The 20,405-nt window shown below is 72.8% G+C and carries 19 protein-coding genes; 7 read left to right on the forward strand and 12 right to left on the reverse strand.

The annotated features are described in order from the left end of the window. The first annotated feature begins 9 nt into the window (after nucleotides 1-9). Both ACWY4P_RS51755 and ACWY4P_RS51760 read left to right on the forward strand, forming a co-directional pair. Nucleotides 10-633: a TetR/AcrR family transcriptional regulator gene (locus ACWY4P_RS51755; protein WP_456207770.1), complete on the forward strand. Its 624-nt coding sequence runs from the start codon at nucleotides 10-12 to the stop codon at nucleotides 631-633. 33 nt (nucleotides 634-666) lie between these two features. Continuing rightward, a complete protein-coding gene (locus tag ACWY4P_RS51760; protein ID WP_456207771.1) occupies nucleotides 667-1,824 on the forward strand; it encodes an acetyl-CoA C-acetyltransferase in 1,158 nt (385 codons plus the stop codon). A 12-nt stretch (nucleotides 1,825-1,836) separates the two neighbouring features. Here the strand turns inward: ACWY4P_RS51760 and ACWY4P_RS51765 are convergent, their stop codons facing one another. The 4 genes from ACWY4P_RS51765 to ACWY4P_RS51780 are packed head-to-tail and all read right to left on the reverse strand — an operon-like array spanning nucleotide 1,837 to nucleotide 5,274. Then, nucleotides 1,837-2,883, reverse strand: a complete 1,047-nt coding sequence (locus ACWY4P_RS51765) for an NAD(P)H-dependent flavin oxidoreductase (RefSeq protein ID WP_456207772.1) — start codon at nucleotides 2,881-2,883, stop codon at nucleotides 1,837-1,839. After that, on the reverse strand, nucleotides 2,883-3,620 hold the full coding sequence (locus tag ACWY4P_RS51770; protein WP_456207773.1) for a CoA-transferase subunit beta: 738 nt from the start codon (nucleotides 3,618-3,620) through the stop codon (nucleotides 2,883-2,885). Before ACWY4P_RS51770 ends, ACWY4P_RS51765 begins: the two co-directional genes overlap by 1 nt. Next, entirely contained in the window at nucleotides 3,617-4,465 is an 849-nt protein-coding gene (locus ACWY4P_RS51775) for a CoA transferase subunit A (RefSeq protein WP_456213333.1), read from the reverse strand. Before ACWY4P_RS51775 ends, ACWY4P_RS51770 begins: the two co-directional genes overlap by 4 nt. A 17-nt stretch (nucleotides 4,466-4,482) precedes the next feature. Next, nucleotides 4,483-5,274 carry an enoyl-CoA hydratase family protein gene (locus ACWY4P_RS51780; RefSeq protein ID WP_456207774.1) on the reverse strand — a complete coding sequence of 264 codons (792 nt, stop codon included), beginning with the start codon at nucleotides 5,272-5,274 and terminating at the stop codon, nucleotides 4,483-4,485. A gap of 79 nt (nucleotides 5,275-5,353) precedes the next feature. Here ACWY4P_RS51780 and ACWY4P_RS51785 point away from each other — a divergent pair, with 79 nt between their 5' ends. Beyond that, a complete protein-coding gene (locus ACWY4P_RS51785) occupies nucleotides 5,354-6,145 on the forward strand; it encodes an SDR family oxidoreductase (RefSeq protein WP_456207775.1) in 792 nt (263 codons plus the stop codon). Continuing rightward, nucleotides 6,142-7,056 (forward strand): SDR family oxidoreductase, encoded by a 915-nt coding sequence (locus ACWY4P_RS51790; protein ID WP_456207776.1) that lies wholly within the window; start codon nucleotides 6,142-6,144, stop codon nucleotides 7,054-7,056. Before ACWY4P_RS51785 ends, ACWY4P_RS51790 begins: the two co-directional genes overlap by 4 nt. On the opposite strand, the gene ACWY4P_RS51795 is transcribed toward ACWY4P_RS51790, so the two are convergent. Continuing rightward, nucleotides 7,051-8,112: an SGNH/GDSL hydrolase family protein gene (locus ACWY4P_RS51795; protein WP_456207777.1), complete on the reverse strand. Its 1,062-nt coding sequence runs from the start codon at nucleotides 8,110-8,112 to the stop codon at nucleotides 7,051-7,053. The genes ACWY4P_RS51790 and ACWY4P_RS51795 overlap by 6 nt on opposite strands. 183 nt (nucleotides 8,113-8,295) lie before the next feature. Here ACWY4P_RS51795 and ACWY4P_RS51800 point away from each other — a divergent pair, with 183 nt between their 5' ends. Beyond that, entirely contained in the window at nucleotides 8,296-10,230 is a 1,935-nt protein-coding gene (locus tag ACWY4P_RS51800) for an ABC transporter ATP-binding protein (protein WP_456207778.1), read from the forward strand. Here ACWY4P_RS51800 and ACWY4P_RS51805 read toward each other — a convergent pair. Together ACWY4P_RS51805 and ACWY4P_RS51810 are read right to left on the reverse strand one after the other, a co-directional pair. After that, a complete protein-coding gene (locus ACWY4P_RS51805; protein ID WP_456207779.1) occupies nucleotides 10,217-11,857 on the reverse strand; it encodes a B12-binding domain-containing radical SAM protein in 1,641 nt (546 codons plus the stop codon). The two genes, ACWY4P_RS51800 and ACWY4P_RS51805, sit on opposite strands and share 14 nt — an antisense overlap. Before the next feature lie 39 nt (nucleotides 11,858-11,896). Then, complete coding sequence (locus ACWY4P_RS51810) at nucleotides 11,897-12,619, reverse strand: transketolase (RefSeq protein WP_456207780.1); 723 nt, start codon at nucleotides 12,617-12,619, stop codon at nucleotides 11,897-11,899. 253 nt (nucleotides 12,620-12,872) lie between these two features. On the opposite strand from ACWY4P_RS51810, the gene ACWY4P_RS51815 reads away from it, so the two are divergent. Beyond that, nucleotides 12,873-13,583 carry an isopentenyl transferase family protein gene (locus ACWY4P_RS51815; protein WP_456207781.1) on the forward strand — a complete coding sequence of 237 codons (711 nt, stop codon included), beginning with the start codon at nucleotides 12,873-12,875 and terminating at the stop codon, nucleotides 13,581-13,583. Next, nucleotides 13,580-14,152, forward strand: a complete 573-nt coding sequence (locus ACWY4P_RS51820; protein ID WP_456207782.1) for an LOG family protein — start codon at nucleotides 13,580-13,582, stop codon at nucleotides 14,150-14,152. Before ACWY4P_RS51815 ends, ACWY4P_RS51820 begins: the two co-directional genes overlap by 4 nt. Here the strand turns inward: ACWY4P_RS51820 and ACWY4P_RS51825 are convergent. The 5 genes from ACWY4P_RS51825 to egtA form a co-directional block, all read right to left on the reverse strand. Next, nucleotides 14,142-15,395 carry a transglycosylase family protein gene (locus ACWY4P_RS51825; protein WP_456207783.1) on the reverse strand — a complete coding sequence of 418 codons (1,254 nt, stop codon included), beginning with the start codon at nucleotides 15,393-15,395 and terminating at the stop codon, nucleotides 14,142-14,144. The genes ACWY4P_RS51820 and ACWY4P_RS51825 overlap by 11 nt on opposite strands. A 246-nt stretch (nucleotides 15,396-15,641) precedes the next feature. Beyond that, a complete protein-coding gene (gene egtD / locus ACWY4P_RS51830) occupies nucleotides 15,642-16,607 on the reverse strand; it encodes an L-histidine N(alpha)-methyltransferase (RefSeq protein WP_456207784.1) in 966 nt (321 codons plus the stop codon). Next, nucleotides 16,604-17,359, reverse strand: coding sequence for an ergothioneine biosynthesis protein EgtC (gene egtC, locus ACWY4P_RS51835; protein WP_456213334.1), 756 nt, complete (start codon nucleotides 17,357-17,359; stop codon nucleotides 16,604-16,606). The genes egtD and egtC overlap by 4 nt, the downstream gene beginning before the upstream one ends. A 47-nt stretch (nucleotides 17,360-17,406) precedes the next feature. Beyond that, a complete protein-coding gene (gene egtB, locus ACWY4P_RS51840; RefSeq protein WP_456207785.1) occupies nucleotides 17,407-18,747 on the reverse strand; it encodes an ergothioneine biosynthesis protein EgtB in 1,341 nt (446 codons plus the stop codon). Further along, nucleotides 18,744-20,009, reverse strand: a complete 1,266-nt coding sequence (egtA, locus tag ACWY4P_RS51845; protein ID WP_456207786.1) for an ergothioneine biosynthesis glutamate--cysteine ligase EgtA — start codon at nucleotides 20,007-20,009, stop codon at nucleotides 18,744-18,746. The genes egtB and egtA overlap by 4 nt, the downstream gene beginning before the upstream one ends. Between the last annotated feature and the right edge of the window lie 396 nt (nucleotides 20,010-20,405).

Here is a 20,405-nt window from a genome sequence, read left to right on the forward strand (position 1 = left end):
AATGGCCATGTGCCGAAGACCAGCGAGAACAGCAAGAAGACCACCGTGACCCCGTCCCCCCAGCGACGCCGCGAACTGCTCTCGACGGCGGCGGAGGTGTTCGCCGCGCACGGGTACAACGCGACCACCGTGCGCCGCATCGCCGACGAGGCGGGGATGCTCGCGGGCAGCCTCTACTACCACTTCGACTCCAAGGAGGCGATGGTCGACGAGATCCTCTCCACCTTCCTCGACGAGCTGTGGGCCGGCTACGCGGCCGTGCTCGGCGCCGGGCTCGGCCCCAGGGAGACCATCGAGGCGCTCGTCACCGAGTCCTTCCGGGAGATCGACCGGCACCGGGCCGCGGTCGCCATCTACCAGAAGGAGTCCAAGCACCTCTCCGCCCAGCCCCGCTTCGGCTATCTCACCGTCTCGCAGCGGAAGTTCGAGGAGGCATGGCTGGGCACGCTCGAGCGCGGGGTGGCCGAGGGGGTCTTCCGCGCCGACCTCGACATCCGGCTGGCGTACCGCTTTCTGCGCGACACCGTCTGGGTCGCCGCCTCGTGGTACCGGCCGGGCGGACAGCACAGCCCCGAGGAGATCGCCCGCCAGTACCTGTCGATGGTCCTGGACGGCATCACCCCGCGGGCCTGACCACCGGGCTGACACCGGGCTGAAGGAGCGATCATGGCCGAGGCATACATCGTCGAAGCGGTACGGACCCCGGTCGGCAAGCGGAACGGCGGACTGGCGTCCGTCCACCCGGCCGACCTCGGCGCGCACGCCCTGCGCGCCCTGATGGAGCGCTCGGGCGCCGACCCGGCCGCCGTCGAGGATGTGGTCCTCGGCTGCCTGGACACGGTCGGCCCGCAGGCCGGGGACATCGCACGCACCTGCTGGCTGGCCGCCGGGCTGCCCGAGGAGGTCCCGGGCGTGACCGTCGACCGGCAGTGCGGCTCCTCACAGCAGGCGATCCACTTCGCGGCGCAGGCGGTCCTCTCCGGCACTCAGGACCTGGTGGTCGCGGGCGGCGTGCAGAACATGTCGATGGTGCCGATCGCCTTCGCCAGCCGCCAGGCGACCGTGCCGCTCGGCCTGACCGAAGGCCCCTACGCGGGCTCCGAGGGCTGGCGGGCGCGCTACGGCGACCGGCCGGTCAACCAGTTCTACGGCGCCGAGCTGATCGCCGAGAAGTGGGGCATCACCCGTGAGGCGATGGAGGAGTTCGCGCTGCGCTCGCACCAGCGGGCGATACGCGCCATGGACGAGGGCCGCTTCGACCGCGAACTCGTGCCGTACGGGGAGGTCGCCGCCGACGAGGGGCCGCGCCGGGACACCAGCCTGGAGAAGATGGCCTGCCTCAAGCCGGTCATGGAGGGCGGCCGGATCACCGCCGCCCTGTCCTCCCAGGTCTCCGACGGGGCCGCGGCGATGCTGATCGCTTCCGAACGGGCGGTGCGCGAACACGGCCTGACGCCGCGCGCCCGCGTCCACCACCTCTCGGTGCGCGGCGAGGACCCGATCCGCATGCTGTCCGCGCCGATCCCGGCGACGGCGCACGCGCTGAAGAAGACCGGCATGACCATCGACGACCTCGACCTGGTGGAGATCAACGAGGCCTTCGCCCCCGTGGTGCTGGCCTGGCTGCGGGAGACCGGCGCCGACCCGGAGAAGGTCAACGTCAACGGCGGCGCCATCGCCCTCGGCCACCCGCTCGGCGCCACCGGCACCAAGCTGATGACCACCCTGCTGCACGAACTGGAGCGCACGGGTGGGCGATACGGCCTGCAGACGATGTGTGAGGGTGGCGGCCAGGCGAATGTGACGATCATCGAGCGGTTGTGAGCGGCAGCGATATCAGGCGGTTGTGAGCCGGCCCATGACCTCCGCCGCCTCCGCCATCACCCGCTCCACCAGCTCCGCGCACGACGGCAGGTCGTCGATCACCCCGGCGACCTGCCCGGAGGCCATCACCCCGCTGTCCGTACGGCCGTCCACCATCGACGCCTTCAGCAGCATCGGCGTGTTGGCGGCCAGCAGCACCTGACTCCAGGTCAGCTCCTTGCCGTGCTTCATCGCGAGCCCCTCGCGCACCATCCGCGCCCAGCTCAGCCCGGACAGCCGCCGGAAGGCCGCGGCGTGTCGCAGTGCCCGCGCCAGTGCCGCGGCGCGCCCGGACCGCTCCAGGGAGGCGACCAGCTCGCTGCGGAGCATCCGGTGAGGGAGCCCGTCGACCGCGGTGGTGACGGTGACGTCCGTGACCGACGCCGTCAGGTAGCGGGCCTTGACTGCGTCCGGGACCGTGCTGTCGGAGGTCAGCAGAAAGCGGGTGCCCATCGCGATCCCCGCGGCGCCGTAGGCGAGCGCGGCCACCAGGCCGCGCCCGTCGAAGAAGCCGCCGGCCGCCACGACGGGGATGTCGACCGCGTCCACGACCTGGGGCAGCAGCACGGCCGTGCCCACGCTCCCGGTGTGGCCGCCGCCCTCGCCGCCCTGCACCACGACCGCGTCCGCGCCCCAGGCGGCGACCTTCTCGGCGTGTCGCCGCGCGCCGACGGACGGGATGACGACCACGCCCGCGTCCTTCAGCCGGGCGATCAGCTCCCGGGTGGGGGCGAGCGCGAAGGACGCGACCCGCACCCCCTCCTCGATGATGATCCGCACCCGCTCCTCGGCGTCCCCCGCGTCCGCCCGCAGATTCACGCCGAAGGGCGCGTCGGTGCGCGACCTGACCTCCCGTACGGCCGACCGCAGCTGGTGCGGGGTCATGGTGGCGGAGGCGAGGATGCCGAGGGCGCCGGCGCCCGCAGTGGCGGACACCAGCCGGGGCCCGGCCACCCACCCCATGCCGGTCTGCACGATCGGATGCCGGACGCCGACGAGCTTGGTCAGCGGGGTGTCCATCAGGCGGGCACCTCCCGCTCACGCAGCCCCTCCGGGTCGAGGACCTCCCGGATCAGCCGCAGCTCCTCGCCCGTGGGCTCGCGGGTGTACGGGACGTCGTCCGCGATGTCGAGCGCGAAGCCGGTCGCCTCCCGCACCTGCTGGGCGGTCACGCCCGGGTGCAGGGAGCGTACGCGCATGGTGCGGTCGGGCGTGGCGAAGTCGAGGACCGCGAGGTCGGTCACGACGCACGGGATGCGGTGGTAGCGGGTGGCGGACGGCCCGGCGGCGGCCGCCCGGTCGTAGCCGACGCCGCAGACCATGTCGACGCGCTCGACGAAGACCCGCCGGGAGTGCCGGGGCACCCAGTAACTCGTCGGGTTGTTCAGCGTGTTGACGGGGGCGCCGCGCACGCCCAGCAGCTGCCGCCGGGGCCGCTTCCAGTCGCCGATGCAGCTGATGTTCTGGTTGCCGTGCCGGTCCAGCTGGCTGGCGCCCATCATCACGTGCCGCCTGCCGCCGGTGACCATGGCCAGGTGCTGGCGGTAGGGCAGCCAGCCCTCCACCACCCCCGGTTCGCCGCCCAGCAGCATCGCCTCGCCGTCGGTGAGCAGCAGGCCGGGCGCGAAGGTGAGCCGGGCCAGGCGGGCGCCGACGCGCGGCACGGCGCCCATGGGGGCGGCGAGGATCTCGCCGTCGCCGCGCCAGGCCTCCGCGCAGGCCACCACGCAGTACTCGGCCCGGGTGACCGTACTCATGCGTCCTCCTTGGCGAATGCCGCCACCGCCGCCTGGTACGCGTCCTCGTCGCCGGCCAGGAAGCGCTCGGTGAACTCCCGCCACGCGCCGGGGTCGGCGGCGGCCTTCGCGTACGCGCGCTGGAATGCCTCGTCGCGCCCGTAGTCGGGGGCGCAGGAGGTGAAGTGCGCGCCGTTCGGGGTCTCGATCACGCCGGTCACCGAGTGGCGCTTGACCAGCAGCGTCTGCGGACCGCCCGCGTCCGCGAACTCCGCCGCGCCGACGACGCGCTCGCACGAGACATAGGACTCCGCGGCCGCCTCGCAGAACAGGTCGTCGAAGTACGGGTCCGGGCCCAGGTACTGGCCGTTGCCGTATGCGTCGGCCCGGTTGAGGTGCACCAGCGCGGCGTCCAGCCGCAGCGCGGGCACCGCCACCAGCTCCTCCCCGTCCTCGTACGGCGAGGTCACCGTCCGCAGCCCCGGGTTGACCGTCATGACGTCCGAGCCGAGACCCGCCCGCACCGGCATGAACGGCAGCCGGTGGACGGCGGCGGTCAGCCCCCACATGAACATCGCCTCGTCCAGCTCCACCAGTTCGAAGTCCCCGCGCTCGCGCGCCGCCCTGAAATGCGGCTCCAGGGGGATCGAGTCGAGCGTGGCGAAGGCGGCGACCAGCTTGCGGATCTTCCCGGCGGCGGCCAGCAGCCCGACGTCCGGCCCGCCGTACGAGACCACGGTCAGATCGGTGACCGGCGAGCGCAGCAGCGCCCGTACCAGCGCCATGGGTTTGCGCCGCGACCCCCAGCCGCCGATGCCGACCGTCATGCCGCTCTCGATCCGGCCGACGGCCTCCTCCGGGGTCATCTGCTTGTTGCCGGGGCTCAACGCCGCTCACCCGCCTCGGACAGGCCGGACACGCCGGACGAGTCGGACGGGCCGGACACGAACGCCTCGCGGTGCCGGTCGGCGATGCCGCTCAGGTTGGCCTCGAAGGTGAAGCCCTGCTCGAAGCGGTAGCTGCGGCGCACATCGACCGGGTCGATGCCGTTGATCGCGGCCTTGGCCAGCCGCAGCAGCGCCCCGTCCTTGGCGGCGATCTCGCGGGCCAACTCCAGCGCCGCGTCCGACAGCTCCGCGCGCGGCACGACCCGCCACACCGAGCCGTGCCGGTGCAACTCCTCGGCGGTCACGGTGCGCGAGGTGTAGTACAGCGCGCGCATGAGGTGCTGCGGCACCAGCCGGGCCAGATGGGTGGCCGCGCCCAGGGCGCCCCGGTCCAGCTCCGGCAGCCCGAACGTCGCGTCGTCGCTCGCCACGATCGCGTCGGCGTTGCCGACCAGGCCGATGCCGCCGCCGAGGCAGAAGCCGTGCACCGCGGCGACGACGGGCACCTGGCAGTCGTACACGGCGGCGAACGCCTCGTAGCAGCCGTGGTTGGCGCCGATCAGGGCCTGGTGCCCCTCGGTGCGCTGCATCTCCTTGATGTCCACGCCCGCGTTGAAGCCCCGGCCGGCGGCGGCGAGGACGACGCAGCGCACGTCCGGGTCGGTGCCTGCGCCGCGCACGGCCGACGCGAGCTCGTACCAGCCTTGGACGGGAAGGGCGTTGACCGGTGGGAAGTCCACGGTGACGACGGCGACGCCCGCGTGTGGGGCGGAGGTGGAGACACCCATGAGCAGATCCGCTACCTTTCCACCAAACATTTGTTAGGTGAGAAGGTAGCAGCGCTCGAGGCGCGGCGGGAGGTGTCACGTGGCCGTCACCATCGACCTGGCCGGGCGGGTCGCGGTCGTCACCGGAGGGACGCGGGGCGTGGGGGCGGGGATCGCGCGGGCGCTGCTCGCCGCGGGAGCCGAGGTCGTGGTCTGCGCGCGCCGGCCCGGGGAGCGGCCCGTCGAAGCGGCGGGCCGCACCGCCCGCTTCCTGCCGCTGGACGTGCGCGACGCGGACGCGGTCGGCGCCTTCTTCGAAGGGCTGCGCGGCTCGTACGGCCGGCTCGACCTCCTGGTCAACAACGCCGGAGGCAGCCCGTTCGGACTGCTCGCCGCCGCCGGGCCGCACCGCGCCGCCCGCGTCGTCGAGCTGAACCTCATCGCCCCCCTGACCGTCTCCCTCGCCGCCTACGAGGTGATGCGGCATCAGGAGCGCGGCGGCTCCATCGTGATGATCGGCAGCGTCAGCGGGACCCGCCCGTCCCCCGGCACCGCGGCCTACGGAGCCGCCAAGGCGGGCCTCGAGAACCTCGCCCGCTCCCTGGCCGTGGAATGGGCCCCCACGGTCCGGGTCAACACCGTCGTGCTCGGCATGGTCCGCACCGAACTGTCCCAGCTGCACTACGGCGACGAGGCCGGGCTCGCCGCCGTCGGCCGCACCGTCCCCCTCGGGCGGCTGGCCGAGCCGGACGAGGCGGGCGACGCCTGCGTCTTCCTCGCCTCCGACCTCGCCGCGTACGTCAGCGGCGCCGCCCTGTGCGTCCACGGCGGCGGTGAGCGCCCGGCGTTCCTCGACGCCGCCAACGTCAACCAACAGGAGGACCCAAGATGACCGGACTGTGCGGCGGGCGCGTCGCCGTCGTCACCGGAGCGGGCCGTGGCCTGGGCCGGGCACACGCGCTGGCCCTCGCCGCCGAGGGGGCCAAGGTCGTCGTCAACGACCTCGGCGTGGCCCTGGACGGCGCGGCGGGCCGGGGGAGCCCGGCCCAGGACGTCGCCGACGAGATCCGAGGGCTGGGCGGTGAGGCGGTCGCGCACGGCGGCGACATCGCCACCACCGACGGCGCGGCCTCGTTGGTCGCCACCGCCCTCGACACCTACGGCCGGCTCGACGCCCTCGTCAACAACGCCGGTTTCCTGCGCGACCGCATGCTGATCAACCTGGACGAGGACGACTGGGACGCGGTGCTGCGCGTCCACCTCAAGGGCCACTTCCTGCCACTGCGGCACGCCGCCGCCCACTGGCGCGCCGAGGCGAAGGCGGGCCGCGCCCCGGCCGCCCGCGTGGTCAACACCAGCTCGGGGGCGGGGCTGCTGGGCAGCGTGGGCCAGGGCAACTACTCCGCCGCCAAGGCCGGGATCGTCGGGCTGACCCTCGTGGCCGCCGCCGAGCTGGGCCGCTACGGCGTCCAGGTCAACGCCATCGCCCCGGCCGCCCGCACCCGGATGACCGAGCGGACTTATCCCGACTCCATGGCCGCCCCGGACGAGGCCGGCGCCTTCGACACGATGGCCCCCGAGAACGTCTCGCCGCTCGTCGTCTGGCTCGCCTCCGCCGACAGCGCGGGCGTCACCGGCCGGGTCTTCGAGGCGGAGGCCGGGCGCATCACCGTCATGGAGGGCTGGCGGCCGGGCCCGACCGCCGACAAGGGCGCCCGCTGGACCCCGGCCGAGGCGGGCGAGGCCGCCCGGAAGCTGCTCGCCGCCGCGGAGCCGCCCCGCCCGGCGTACGGGGCGTCATGAGCCCGCCGGGACCTCGGGGGCGCATCCCGCACGGCGCAGAGTCGTCAGGAAGCGCGCGGCGAAGACGGGGTGACCCGCGGGCCCGGGGTGCAGCCGGTCCAGGCCCTCGGGCTCCAGCAGCAGCCGCGTACAGCTGGGCCCGAACACCTTCGGGCCGTGGATGTAGTGCAGGTTCGTGTCCCCGTGTGTGCGCAGCAGCTCGACCGCGCGCCGTATGTGCGCCCGGCACTCGCGCATCGTCATGCCGGAGGGCCCCGGCACCTCCTCCCGCTCGGGCGCGACGATGTTCGACATCACCGCGAACGGCGTCCTCGGATGCCCCTCGCGCACCGTCCGCACGAAGCCGACGAGCGCCGAGGCCAGCGAGTCGCGGTTGTGGCTGCCCAGCGCCTGGATGTTGATCCCGACGCAGACGGTGAGCAGTTCGGCCGGCAGGTCCCGCATCAGCCGCGCGGTCATCGGCTGGAGCTGGCAGGCCGCGCCCAGCGCCAGGGAGGTCAGCTCCCAGCCGGCGCGCCGGGCCACCAGGGCCGCCCACGTCCGGCTCGGGGAGGCCGCGCCGCGCCCCTGCGAGATGGAGCTGCCGTAGTGGACCCAGCGCGGCCGCCCCTCGGCCCCGTCACGCTCGACCGCCGCGCCCGCGTCCAGGGTCACCTCGCACAGCCGGAACTGATGGTAGAAGGGCAGCCACAGCTCGACCGCCGCCATTCGCCCCGGCAGGCCGTCGACCCGGAACTCCGCGTCCCGGCCGTCTGTCCGCAGCTCGACGGTGGCCGAGTGCCGCCCCTCGCACAGCACATCCAGCCGCGCGGCCTCTGGCGGGCCATTGAGCTTCGGCGCGGGATCCGCCTGGTAGCGGCAGGTCAGCCCGGTGCTGTCGGTACGCAGCGCCACCCGCACCCCCGACGGCATCGCGGCCCGCCCCAGCCCGCCCTCGGGCAGATACAGCGCGGCCTCCGGGTGCGGCAGCCGCCAGGGCGCGGTCCAGCCGGGGCCCCGCTGGAGCGACACCGCCCCCCGGTAGCGCAGCCGCGGGTCGTCGTGGGCCAGACGCACGCCGCACTGTCCTCCGTTTCCCGTCCGGGGGAGGGCGCGTACACCGCCCCACCGCGGGCGCACGATGCCCCGCACCTCGCACATCGTGCCACGGAGCGCGGCCGAGGCCGACCGGAAATGCGTCGCGGACGGCCCCTCCGCTACGGCAAACTGACGTGGTGCCCAGGCGGAGGGGGTGGTGCGATGCCGTGGCCGCGGCGACGCAACCAGCAGGCCACTGACGAGACATCGGAGTCCGAGCGCCTGCTCTTCGGCGGACGGCTCCGGTACGACATGGGATTCAGCCGCTACGACGACGCCTATCTGCATCTGTCGTTATGGGCGATGGCCCGCAGGCTGCCCCGCCTGGTGGGCTCCACCGTACGGCTCGCCTGGGCCGCCGACCGCAAGGCGCTGCGCACGGTCGCGGCGGCGGAGATCGGCCAGGGGATCGGCCAGGCGTTCAGCCTGGTGGCGGTGAACGACGCGCTGGCGGCGCTGCTGTCCGACGGGGCCACGGCCGACCGGCTGCGACACGCTCTGCCGCCGCTGGTCGTGGTCGGCGTGGTCGCGGTCCTCGGCGCGCTGCTGGCCTCGGCCTCGACGGCCGGGACCGGCCGACTGGAGCCGAAGGTCGAACGGCTCGCGACCGAACGGTACTTGGAGTGCGCGGCCCGGGTGGAGCTCTCCGCCATCGAGGACGCGGAGTTCCACCGGCTGCTGGACTCCGCCCAATACGGGGCCTCTTCGGCTCGGCGCATGGTCAGGTACTGCGTGGCGGTGGTCAACGGGCTGCTCGCCGTCATCGCCGCCGCCGGAGTGCTGACCGTTCTGCACCCCGTGCTGCTGCCGCTGCTGGTGCTCATCGCCCTGCCGCGCAGCTGGAGCGCGCTGCGCATCGCCCGCCGCCGCTATCTCTCCTTCCACACCATGATCGAGCACGCCCGCGCGGGCCATCTGCTCAGCCGGCTGCTCACCGAGCGCGAGGCGGCGCAGGAGGTCCGGGTGCACGGCGTCGGCCGCTTCCTGCTGCGTCACTTCCGCCGGATGTCGGAGTCCGCCGAGACGGAGCAGACCCGGCTTGCCGACGCCGCGGCCGGCACCGAGCTGGTCGCCGCGGCGCTCACCGGCGCGGCGACCCTCGCCACATACGCGGCGCTGGCCGGACTGCTGCTCACCGGCGGCATGGAGCTGTCCGTCGCGGGCACCGCGGTCATCGCCATCCGCACCGGCTCGCAGAACCTGTCCACACTGGTTCTTCAGCTCAACCAGCTCTACGAGGAGATGCTGTTCGTCCAGGATCTGGACCGCCTGTGCGAGGATTCCGAGCGGTGCGCGATTCCCCAGGGCGGGCTGCCGCTGCCGAAGGAGCCGGAGGAGATCCGCTTCGAGTCCGTCTCCTTCACCTACCCGGGCAGCGACCGGCCCGCGCTGGACAAGGTCAGCCTCACCATTCCCGGCGGGGGCGTGGTCGCGCTCGTCGGCGAGAACGGATCCGGCAAGTCCACCCTGGTCAAGCTGCTCGCCGGACTCCATATGCCGGACTCGGGGCGCATCCTGTGGGACGGCACCGACATCGCGGAGGCCGACCGGGAGCAGCTCTTCTCCCGGATCGCCATGGTCAACCAGGACTTCAAGCGCTGGCCCTTCACGGCCAAGGCCAACGTCGCGATCGGCAGCCCGGAGACCCCCATCCGCACCGAGGCCCTGGACCGCGCGGCGGCCTACGCCGGGGCCGACGACATCGTCGCCGGGCTGCCGCACGGCTGGGACACCCTGCTGGCCCGGGAGTTCCGCGGCGGCCACCAGCTCTCCGGCGGCCAGTGGCAGCGGCTGGGCATCGCCCGCGCCCGCTACCGTACGGCCCCCGTGCTGCTGGTCGACGAGCCCACCTCCGCACTCGACGCCCGCGCCGAACTCGCCGTCTTCGAGCAGATCCGCGCCCTCGCGGGGGAGGGGCAGACCGTCGTCCTGATCACCCACCGGCTGGCGTCCGTCCGGCACGCCGACCTCATCCACGTCCTCCACGAGGGGCGGGTGACCGAGTCGGGCACCCCCCAGGCTCTGCTGGACCAGGGCGGCATCTATGCCGAGCTGTTCCATCTCCAGGCGTGTCAGTACGACCTCAGCGGGCCGTGACCACGCCATGTCCGGCGAGATCGGACAGCAGACGGTCCCTGCGGCGTGCGGCCTCGGCCGGGTCGCGGACGTCGGCGCTCAGCATCCCGAGGCGGTCCACCAGCTTCTCGACCACCGCGTTCCGCGCCGGGGACCGGTCGGGCAGCAGGGGGGACTCGAAGCCGTGCTGCCACACCCGGGCGATCGCGTGGTCGTTCTTCCAGCGCACCTCGCGCAGGGTCTCCAGCTGTAGTCGGGCGGCGGTGCGGCTGTCCATCCCGTGGTGGGTCCAGTCCTCCGCCTCGCCGTCCAGGTCGAAGACCTCCAGGCCGAAGCGGTCGGCTTCCTGCCAGACCGGCATGGTCTCGTCGTTCATCATGAAGACGTAGAGCGCGAACTGGCCGGAGTACTCCGACACCAGGAACCGTTTGGTGTCCTCGAAGAGTTCGGGCGTCTCGCCGGGATAGCCGACGATGAACGAGACAAAGGAGTGGATCGAGCTGTTCTGGAGCAGCTCGAAGGCCGTTCGGTTGGCGCGCGCCTTGACCTGCTTGTGCATATGGCCCAGCGTCGTGTCGTTCATCGACTCGAAGCCGATGGACAGCGCGCGGCAGTGCGCCCGCTCCAGGTCCTCCACGACCCCCCGGTTCCGGATCGAGTTGGCGCGCGTGTACGCCTCCCAGCCGACGTTCGCCTCTGCCAGGAGCGGCAGCAGCGCGCGCAGCCGGGTCGGCGGCACGGTGAAGGTGGAGTCCAGGGCCTTGATGTACTCGGCGCCGTTCTCACGGCGGTAGCGCAGGAAGTCGTCGGCGATCTTCTGGGCCGACTTGTAGCGCCATTTCGGTGACGCGGCGGGGAAGGAGCAGTACTTGCAGCTGAACGGACAGCCGCGCATGGACTCGTACGGGACGACCGGGAGCGCGCCGACCGGACTGGGCGAGGGCAGCGCGTCCAGGTCGACGTACTCGATCCGGGTCATGCGCACCCGGTCCGTATCGCGGTCGCGCCACACCAGGTTGGGGATGTCGGCCGCATCGTCCTTGGTGCGCAGGGCCCGCAGCAGAGCGGGCAGGGTGGCCTCGGCGTCGCCTCGGACGATGTACCGGACGAAGGGGTGATCGGACAGGATCCGCTGGAACTTGAGGTTGCTGTACTGTCCGCCGAGCACCAGGACCGCCGTGGGGCAGTGTTCCTCCACCCATGCGACGGCCTTGGCGAGGGTACGGCGGTCCCAGATGAAGGTCGTCGAGAGCAGCACGACGTCAACGTCATCCGGGGGTTCCACCGCGGAGCCGGTCCAGATCCGCTCGATCGGGAACACCTCGTGGTCGATTCCGGCGGACAGAAGGATCGACTGCAGGGTGAAGGTGGTCAGATGGGGTGCCGTCTCCGGCTCGCGTTCCTCCTCGACGGGTGCGGAGAGGCGTACGGAGCTGACCGCGCGGGCCCGGCCGCCAGTGCGCCTCGGGCGCAGCAGGGGCTGCCTTGCCGTGTCCGCCGTGCGCAGGAGGGACAGGTCGAACACATCGCGTCGCCCGGCGGCCGCGCGGTGGCCCGGCGGGGCCAGTAACGCCTCGAACGAGGAGCCCTCCAGAAGCTTCTTGTTCGGTACTTCCGGCCCCATGCCGGAGATCAGGAGAACGTTCATCGGCTTCCTCCCCGGGAAGTCTGTGCTGCCTTGGTGCCTTCAGCGCAGGAAGGCCCTGACCGTCGCGGCGATGCCCGCCTCGTCGAGCGCGGGGGCGGGCGTCGCGGTGTCCCAGGGGACGCCGAGGGCGCGGAGCCGGTGCGGGACGTTCACCAGGGCCTCGGCGACACAGCGCGCCGAGGTGCCCGCCAGATGGGGCTCGACCAGGACGACGTCGGCCCGGTCGGCGGCAAGCACCGCGGTGCGCAGGCCGACCGCGTCGAAGGGGCGGATGGTCGAGGCGTACAGGACGGTCAGATCCAGGCCGGTGGTGGCGCGCACCACCGTGTCCAGCGTGGGGCCCACGGCCAGCACCACACCGCCCGCGCCCAGCCTGATGACGTCGAACACCCCCGAGGCGCCGTGGGGCTCGGCGTTGCCCTGCTCGGGAAGTCTGATGTACGCGCTCCCGTCGCCGGCCGCGGCCTCCCGCAGCAGCCGCCCGACCTCGTCGGGGTGTCCCGGCACATGAACGCTCCAGCCGGGGAGCGCGCCGAAGAGCGCCACGTCCTGCGGCGCGGTGCCGTACGAGGCGCCATAACCGACCAGCACCGTACGTGCCTCGGGGCGGCCGAGCGCCGGCCCGAGCTGTTCCAGAACGCGCTCGACGGGTGCGCCGAGGTCGATCGGAACCGATCCGGCCAGGGTCGAGAGCGTGTCCGGATCCCATCCCTTGCCGAATCGATCGAGAATTGCTGACGGCGGATCCGACAGTCGAGTCATACCCGGTCCTCCCCGGTCCTCTCGTGAATACCGTTCGGGTTGCCGTGAGAATGGTGCGATCCGGAGTGTGGCGCGAGGCAAGTAAGGATGGCGTTAAATATTCAACCTTTAATTACTTGTCCATTCGTTTACTCTTTTGATGCCTTGGCTAGGGATGCGCCGGAGGCGTCCGGGGTTACCGTGATTCACCGTCAGGAAGGTTGCGGCGGAGGGGATTTCGATGGCTGGATCACCTGGCGGAAGCCCGCAGTTCGTGCATGTCATCGCCGGACCCACCGGCGTCGGAAAGAGCGCGGCCGCCACCGCGCTGGCCCGGATCACGGGCGCTCCGATCGTGGTGGCCGACCGGATCCAGTGCTTCACCGACCTGGCCACCACCAGCGCCCGGGCCGGTGAGGAGACGGTGGACGTGGAGCGTTCCTGGCTGGGCGACCGGACCGTCGCCGACGGGGACTACCCGCCCGAGGAGGCGGCGGACGCGCTCGTCCGCAAGCTGGCGGAGCTCGGCGAGCGTCACCGGTTCGTGATCGTCGAGGGCGGCTCGATATCGCTGCTTCAGAGTTTCGCGGAGCGGCTCCCGGATCTTCCCTGCCGGCTGACCGTACGGCTGCTGCATATCCAGGACCGGGAGGGCTATGTGGCCCGCCTGGCGCACAGGGCGCGCCGGATGCTCGCCCCCGAGGGGGCGCAGAGCAGCATGCTCGAAGAGCTGGCTTCCCTTTGGGAAAGTCCGGACCATCGATTCTTCGCGGCATCCGTCAACGGGCTCGAAGCGATTCTGGAATGGTGCGCCACCTATTCGGTGGGCGTGGAATCGCTGACCTCGTATGAGCTCTCCGAGGCACAACTGGAGAAGATGGCGTGGATGGTGGCGGAGCGCCACGCCGAACACGGCATTTTACAGGACAGAATCTTCTCGAAAGTTTTCGGTGGAATGCCCTCGGCTGTTTATGGCGCGGCGTGAGTTCCGACGCGCGCCTGCGCCGGGTCACGGTTTTCTGCGGAGCCTCTTCCGGCTGCCGCCCGGTCCATCTCCGAGCGGCGGCCGAGTTCGGCCGGGCCGTGGCCGAGGCCGGGCTCGAGCTGGTGTACGGAGGGGCCCGGGTCGGGCTGATGGGGGCGGTCGCCGACGCCGCCCTGCGCGGGGGAGCCGCCGTCACGGGCGTCATCCCGCACCACCTCGTGCGCCACGAGATCAGCCACACCGGTCTCACCCGGCTCCTGGTCGTGGCGGACATGCACCAGCGCAAGGCGCGCATGGCGGAACTCGGTGACGCCTTCGTCGCCCTGCCGGGCGGCCTCGGCACCGCCGAGGAGATCTTCGAGGCGCTGACCTGGGCTCAGATCGGGCTGCACGACAAGCCCTGCGCCCTTCTCGACACCGGCGGCTACTACCAGCCCCTGCTCGCCTTTCTCGCCCACGCCGCGGCCGAAGGGTTCGTATCGCACCGCGACGTGGACGGCATCGTGGTCTGCGCGCGCCCCGGGGACGTCCTGCCCCGGCTCGCCGAGCGCCGACGGCTCAGATGCTGACGCCGTGTGAGCGCAGATAGGCCAGCGGGTTGATGTCGGAGCCGTAGCCGGGGCCGGTGCGGATCTCGAAGTGGAGGTGCGGGCCGGTGGCGTTGCCCGTCGAGCCGGAACGGCCCACCTGCTGGCCGCCGCCCACCTGCTGGCCCGCCCGGACGGACAGCTGCGACAGATGCGCGTACTGGCTGTATCTGCCGTCCGGGTGCTGGATGACCACCTCGTAGCCGTACGCGTCGGCCCACCCCGCCGAGACCACCCGGCCGGCGCCGACGGCCTTGACCGAGGTGCCGATGCCCACGGGGAAGTCGACGCCGGTGTGATGGCCGCTCGACCAGCTGCTTCCGGCCGCGCGATAGGCCGTGGTCGGGCTGACCCCGCTGACCGGTGCGGTGAAGCCGGAGCCGGTGGCGGGCTTGGCCGCCGCGGGCTTGTGGGTGGTCCGGTGGGGGCGGTCCGGCTTGGCGGCCTTCGACGGCCGCTCGGCCTTCGGCTTCGCCTTCGCCTTGGCTTTGGGTTCGGCTTTGGGTTGGGCCTTGGGTTCGGCCTTCGCCTTGGGCTTGGCCTTGGCTTCGGAGCCGTTCAGGGAGAGCTTCTGGCCCGGGTAGATCAGATCCGGGTCGCCGCCGATGGTCTCGCGGTTGGCCTGGTAGATCGTCTGCCAGCCGCCGTCGACATCGTGCCGGCCGGCGATCCGGGACAGCGAGTCGCCGCTGATCACCACGTACGCGGCGTCGCCCTTGGCGGGCGTGCGGCCCGGGAGGCTGATGGGTGTCGGCGTGTCGTGCTTGGCCGACGGGGTCCGGTCGGCCTGCTGGTGTGTCGGCACCGACGCATTGACGGCCTTGGCCGCGCTCTGCGGGGCGGCGTCGCCACGGGTCAGCCCCGCCCGCGCCGAGCAGTTCGGCCAGGCACCGGGGCCCTGGGCGTCGAGCACCTTCTCGGCGACGGCTATCTGCTGGTCCTTGGTGGCCAGGTCGGCCCGGGGCGCGTACGCGGTCCCGCCGTACGCCTCCCAGGTGGACTGGGTGAACTGAAGGCCCCCGTAGAAGCCGTTCCCCGTGTTGATGTCCCAGTTCTCGGTGGACTCGCAGTGGGCGACCTTCTCCCAGGTCTCCCCGGAGGCGGCGCTCGCGCCGGCCGCCCCGACCAGCGGCAGGGCGATACCGGCGCCGCCCGCGGTGACGCTGAGCGACGCGCGGGAGATGCGATTGGGCTTGTAGCGGCGGTGGCGTCCGCGTAAGGCCATGGACGGCTCCTTCTCATGCGCCTTCGCGGCGCGCTGCCGGGCGCGCCAAAGATTAAGGGTGTGGATTTCGCCACAACAAGAGGGAGTTGGGGCGCGGTTGAGGGCCGCAGCGCGCTGTGCTGCGGCCTCACCGCTGGAGAGTGACGTGGATCACATTATTTCGCTCGGTGTTGCGGGTGGAACGGAGTGTAGTGATCTCAAAAGGGGGTGGTGACGGCGGAGTCGCGCGCCCCCCGGCCCTGGCGTCTACACCCGGACCGCGAGCGACAGCGCGAAGCGCCCCTCACTGTCGGTCCACCACCGCCGCGGCCGCAGCCCCGCCGCGGTGAGTTCCGCCCGCACCCGCTCCCGCCGGAACTTCGCGGAGACCTCGGTGCGGATCTCCTCCCCGGCCGCGAGGTGCACGGCGAGGTCCAGCGCGGGGATCTTCGCGGTGATGGCGCCGCGGGCCCGCAGCCGCATCTCGACCCACTCGTGCTCGGCGTCCCACAGCGCCACATGGTCGAAGTCCGCCGGGTCGAAGTCGGCCCCCAGCTCCCGGTCGAGGACGGCGAGCACGTTCTTGTTGAACTCCGCCGTGACGCCCTGCGCGTCGTCGTACGCGGCGACCAGCGTGGCCTCGTCCTTGACCAGGTCGGTGCCCAGCAGCAGCGCGTCGCCGGGCGCGAGCAGGGCGCTGACCGAGGCGAGGAACCCGGACCGCTCGACGGGCAGCAGATTGCCGATGGTGCCGCCGAGGAACGCCACCAGGCGCGGGCCCGGCGTGTCCTGCGGCAGGGCGAGCCGGTCCAGGAAGTCGGCGACCAGCGCGTGCACCGTCAGCCGCGGGTGCTCGGCGAGCAGGGCGCGCCCCGCGAGGGTCAGCGCGCTCTCGCTCACGTCCACGGGTACGTAGGCGTGCAGATCCGGCAGGGCCAGGAGCAGATGGCGGGTCTTCTCGGAGGAGCCGGAGCCCAGCTCGACGAGGGTGCGGGCGCCGGTCGCGGCGGCGATCTCCGCGGCCCGGGCGACGAGGATCTCCCGCTCCGCGCGGGTCGGGTAGTACTCGGGCAGCTCGGTGATCCGCTCGAACAGCTCGCTTCCGCGGGCGTCGTAGAACCACTTCGGCGGCAGTTGTTTGGGGGTGCGGGTCAGCCCCTCGGCCACATCGGCGAGCAGCGCGGCGGCCGTGGCGTCGGCGGGCAGGGTACGGGTGATGGTGAAGGGGCTCACAGGGAAGCCTCCTTGAGTGCGGTGAGCTGAACATCGGAGCGGGTGGCGGTGAGCAGGGTGCGGTCGGGGACGTCGGTCCAGCGCGGGTCGTCGTCGTAGGGCTCGGAGGCGACCACGACGCTGTGGCCCGGCTCGGCCAGATAGCTGAGGGTGTCACCCCAGGTGGTGGCGGCGATGGTCTCGCCATCCGTGAGCAGCAGGTTGAGTCGCGACCCGGGCGCGGCGGCGGCCACCGTGCCGGTGGTCTCGCCCAGCGCCGTGGGCAGGTCGTGGCCCAGGCGCAGCCGGTGCAGCGCGAGCGCCCACAGGAACGCCGCGTCGCAGCGCGCCTCCAGCCGCAGCAGGTCGGCGGGCGGCAGGGTGGTGGCGAGGCCTGCCACGGAGTGGGGCCAGTCCTCGACCCTGCCGTTGTGGCTGAACAGCCACGCGCCCGAGGCGAAGGGGGCGGCGCCCGCTTCCCCGTCGGCGCTCGCCTCGGAGGCGTTGCGCACGGCGGCCAGCAGCGCGCCGGTCCGGATCACCCGGGCCAGATCGGTGAACGGCAGATCGGCCCAGATGGGCCCGGCGCGCCGGTAGCGGGCGGCCACCGGGTCGCCCTCCGCGTACCAGCCGACGCCGAACCCGTCGGCGTTCATCCGGCCGTGCCGCTGCCGCCGTGGCTCGTACGACTGGCGGTACAGCCCGTGCGGGGGCGCGATGAGGAGTTCCCCCACGGGTGTGCTGGGTCCGAGATAGGCGAGATGCCGGCACATCGGCATCACCCCCTTCCGATCCGGGTGGGGTTCGATCCGGGTGGTGTTCATGCTTCGTCGGGCCCCGCGTCGCGCGCGGTGCGGAAGCCCGAGAAGATCTGGCGGCGTATCGGCAGGTCCCAGTTGCGGAAGGTGCCGCGGCAGGCGACCGGGTCCACGGCGAAGGAACCGCCGCGCAGCACCTTGTACGCCTCGCCGAAGAAAACCTCCGAGTACTCGCGGTACGGGAAGGCCCGGAACCCCGGGTAGGGCAGGAAGTCGCTGGCCGTCCACTCCCACACGTCGCCGATCAGCTGCCGGACGCCGAGCGGCGAGGCACCGCGCGGGTAGCTGCCGGCCGGGGCCGGCCGCAGATGGCGCTGGCCCAGGTTGGCGTGGTCCGGGGTGGGGTCGGCGTCACCCCAGGGGTAACGCCGCGACCGGCCGCCGGCCGGGTCGTGCCGGGCGGCCTTCTCCCACTCCGCCTCGGTGGGCAGCCGCCGGCCCGCCCAGCGGGCATAGGCGTCGGCCTCGTACCAGCTCACATGCACCACGGGCTCCTCGGGCTCCACCGGCTCCGTCACGCCGAACCGCCGGCGCAGCCACTGCCCGCCCTCGCGCCGCCAGAACAGCGGCGCGGTCAGCCGGTGCTCGCGGATATGACGCCAGCCCGCCCCGGTCCACCAGCGTTGCCGCTCGTAGCCGCCCTCCTCGATGAACCGCGCGTACGCGCCGGCCGTGACCGGGGTGGTGTCGATGAAGAAGGCGGGGACCACCCGCCGGTGGGCCGGGCGCTCGTTGTCCAGGGCCCAGGGCTCGGTGGAGGTGCCCATGGTGAACGAGCCGCCGGGGACCAGCACCTCCGCGGGCAGCGGGGCGCCGTCCGCGGTGTCCGCCGGGGGCGGGGGCGGGGCGGTGAGCGCGGCGGGCCCGCGGCGCAGTTGGTGGGTGATGAGCATCGTCTCGTCATGCTGCTGCTCGTGCTGCGCGATCATGCCGAACGCGAAGGCGGCGTCGACCAGCGGCCCGCCCCGCAGCGGGATCCGCTCGAGCACGTCGAGCACCCGGCCGCGCACATCGGCGACGTATCCGCGGGCCTCGACGGGCGGCAGCAGCGGCAGCGAGGGCCGCTCGGCGCGCGGGTGCTCGAAGGCGTCGTACACCGAGTCGATCTCGGGGCGCAGCGCCTCCTGCCCCGCGACCGCGCGCAGCAGCCACTGCTCCTCCTGGTTGCCGATGTGCGCCAGGTCCCAGACCAGCGGTGACATCAGCGGGGAGTGCTGGGCGGTGAGGTCGTGTTCGTCGACGCAGGTGGTGAGGGTGCGGGTGCGCTCGCGCGCGCGCCGCAGCGCCGCTTCGGCGCGCCGGCGCAGCGCCTCGGGGTCGGTGTCGGGGCCGGGAGCGGTCATGGCCGGTACTCCTTCCCGGTAACGGGGGTGAGCAGATCGTCGGCCGGACACCGGCCGCGGGCGACATAGCGGTCGGTGAAGGCGGCGACGGCGGAGGTGATGGCGGGGGAGGCCCCGAGCCGGGGCAGCGCCTCCAGGGCCGTGGTGAAGCAGACGAAGGCGGCGGCGCGGAGCTCGGGGTCGGCGAGGGCGTGGCGGGCGGCGGAGCGCCACAGCGGGTTGGCGGGCGCGGGCTCCGGGCCCGCCGTCTCGGCGAGCGGTTTCACCACGCGGTAGACGGTCTCCGTCGCCTCGGGGTCGTCGAAGAGGGCCACGGTGACGGCGAGCGGGACGATCCAGCCGTCGTCGCCGCACTGCGCGTCGATCATACGCAGCTCCAGATGGCCGCGGGGCCGGACGGGCGGGAAGAGGGTCGATATGTGGTAGTCGAGGTCGTCCCCGGTGGGCGGCCGCGGCGCGCCGGTGCGGATCCAGTCGCGGAAGGTGAGGCCGTACGGCACGGCCCACGCCCCCTCGCTGTCGCGGATGGCCATGACGGGCGCGTCCAGCACATAGGCGGCCCAGGCGGCGCGCGGGTCCCGGCCGGTGGGCGGCGCCAGCGTCCGGCCCGGGTCCATCGCGGTCCACAGGGCCTGCCGCGTCGAGCGGTAGCCGGTGGGGGCGCCCTGGCGCAGGGGAGAGTTGGCGAAGGCGGCGGTCAGCACGGCCCCCAGCAGGTGGGCCAGCTGCCAGCGCCGCCCGATGCCGAGCGGTCCTGGCTCGTCATGGCCGGCGTCCACGCAGACCTGCACGGAGGCGGTGTTGCACATCATGGAACGCCCGGCCGGTCCACGGCGGTCGAAGTAGGTCTCCATCGTGGCGTAGCGAGGGGTGGTGAGAAACCGGCGCGGCGGGCGCCAGGGGTCGTGCCCGTGGCCGGCGATGCCGAGGCCGAGCCGGGCGAGGAGCGGGCGTACGAGCGCCAGGTCGGCGGCGGCGGACTCCACCAGGGCGGTGAGCGAGTCGGCCGGGAGGGAGCTGAGCTCCAGCTGGCCGCCCGGTTCGAAGGTGAGGGTGGACCGGAGCGGCAGTGCGCGCAGTGCGGTGACCGCGGCCTCCAGCCGGGCGGTCTCCACCGGGTGTGCGGGGTGGTGCGCGTCGTGCACGAGCCATTCGAGCTCGACACCGAACCGCCGCGGCGGCCCGGTCTTGAAACAGATGCCGCGTATTCGGGCCTCCGTCTCTGCTTCGCTGATCGCCGGGTTCTCGGGCACAGTCGTCATCTCCCGTTCGCCTTTCCGTGGGCTCGGTTCTCCCCCAGCTACCGCTGGGAGGTGCCCCCGGGGGCGCCTCAGTCCCTGTCGACGGTCGACCACGCGGCGGTAGCCGGCTGTATCGATCTGCGGCTCCGCCGCGTGGCGATTGCAGCCGGCTGGGTCTCCACACGCTCTCCCTTTCGACAGGGCCGCGCCCCTTCGGCTCGCCCCCAGCTACCGCTGGGAGGTGCCGCCGGCCGCCCGGTACCGGGGGCCACCGCGGTGCGAGCCGCGTTGCCGCTGCCCACCCTCACCTGTCGGTGGCGTCTGACTCAAGGGCCCATCCAGTCTCAGGGCCCGTCCAGCGTCGCACAAGAGTTCATCGGTCGCCCGGCGGAGTGGTCCGGGCGCGTTCCGCGGACG

Source organism: Streptomyces sp. LZ34, from assembly GCF_053890475.1.

Excerpts from the sequence above, each read along its gene's own strand:
- ACWY4P_RS51825 (WP_456207783.1), bottom strand. The coding sequence starts at position 15,395 with ATGGCCTTACGCGGACGCCACCGCCGCTACAAGCCCAATCGCATCTCC.
- ACWY4P_RS51790 (WP_456207776.1), top strand. The coding sequence starts at position 6,142 with ATGACCGGACTGTGCGGCGGGCGCGTCGCCGTCGTCACCGGAGCGGGC.
- ACWY4P_RS51810 (WP_456207780.1), bottom strand. The coding sequence starts at position 12,619 with ATGACTCGACTGTCGGATCCGCCGTCAGCAATTCTCGATCGATTCGGC.
- ACWY4P_RS51765 (WP_456207772.1), bottom strand. The coding sequence starts at position 2,883 with ATGGACACCCCGCTGACCAAGCTCGTCGGCGTCCGGCATCCGATCGTG.
- ACWY4P_RS51760 (WP_456207771.1), top strand. The coding sequence starts at position 667 with ATGGCCGAGGCATACATCGTCGAAGCGGTACGGACCCCGGTCGGCAAG.
- egtC (WP_456213334.1), bottom strand. The coding sequence starts at position 17,359 with ATGTGCCGGCATCTCGCCTATCTCGGACCCAGCACACCCGTGGGGGAA.
- ACWY4P_RS51770 (WP_456207773.1), bottom strand. The coding sequence starts at position 3,620 with ATGAGTACGGTCACCCGGGCCGAGTACTGCGTGGTGGCCTGCGCGGAG.
- ACWY4P_RS51805 (WP_456207779.1), bottom strand. The coding sequence starts at position 11,857 with ATGAACGTTCTCCTGATCTCCGGCATGGGGCCGGAAGTACCGAACAAG.
- egtA (WP_456207786.1), bottom strand. The coding sequence starts at position 20,009 with ATGACGACTGTGCCCGAGAACCCGGCGATCAGCGAAGCAGAGACGGAG.
- ACWY4P_RS51800 (WP_456207778.1), top strand. The coding sequence starts at position 8,296 with ATGCCGTGGCCGCGGCGACGCAACCAGCAGGCCACTGACGAGACATCG.
- egtB (WP_456207785.1), bottom strand. The coding sequence starts at position 18,747 with ATGACCGCTCCCGGCCCCGACACCGACCCCGAGGCGCTGCGCCGGCGC.
- ACWY4P_RS51780 (WP_456207774.1), bottom strand. The coding sequence starts at position 5,274 with ATGGGTGTCTCCACCTCCGCCCCACACGCGGGCGTCGCCGTCGTCACC.
- ACWY4P_RS51775 (WP_456213333.1), bottom strand. The coding sequence starts at position 4,465 with ATGACCCCGGAGGAGGCCGTCGGCCGGATCGAGAGCGGCATGACGGTC.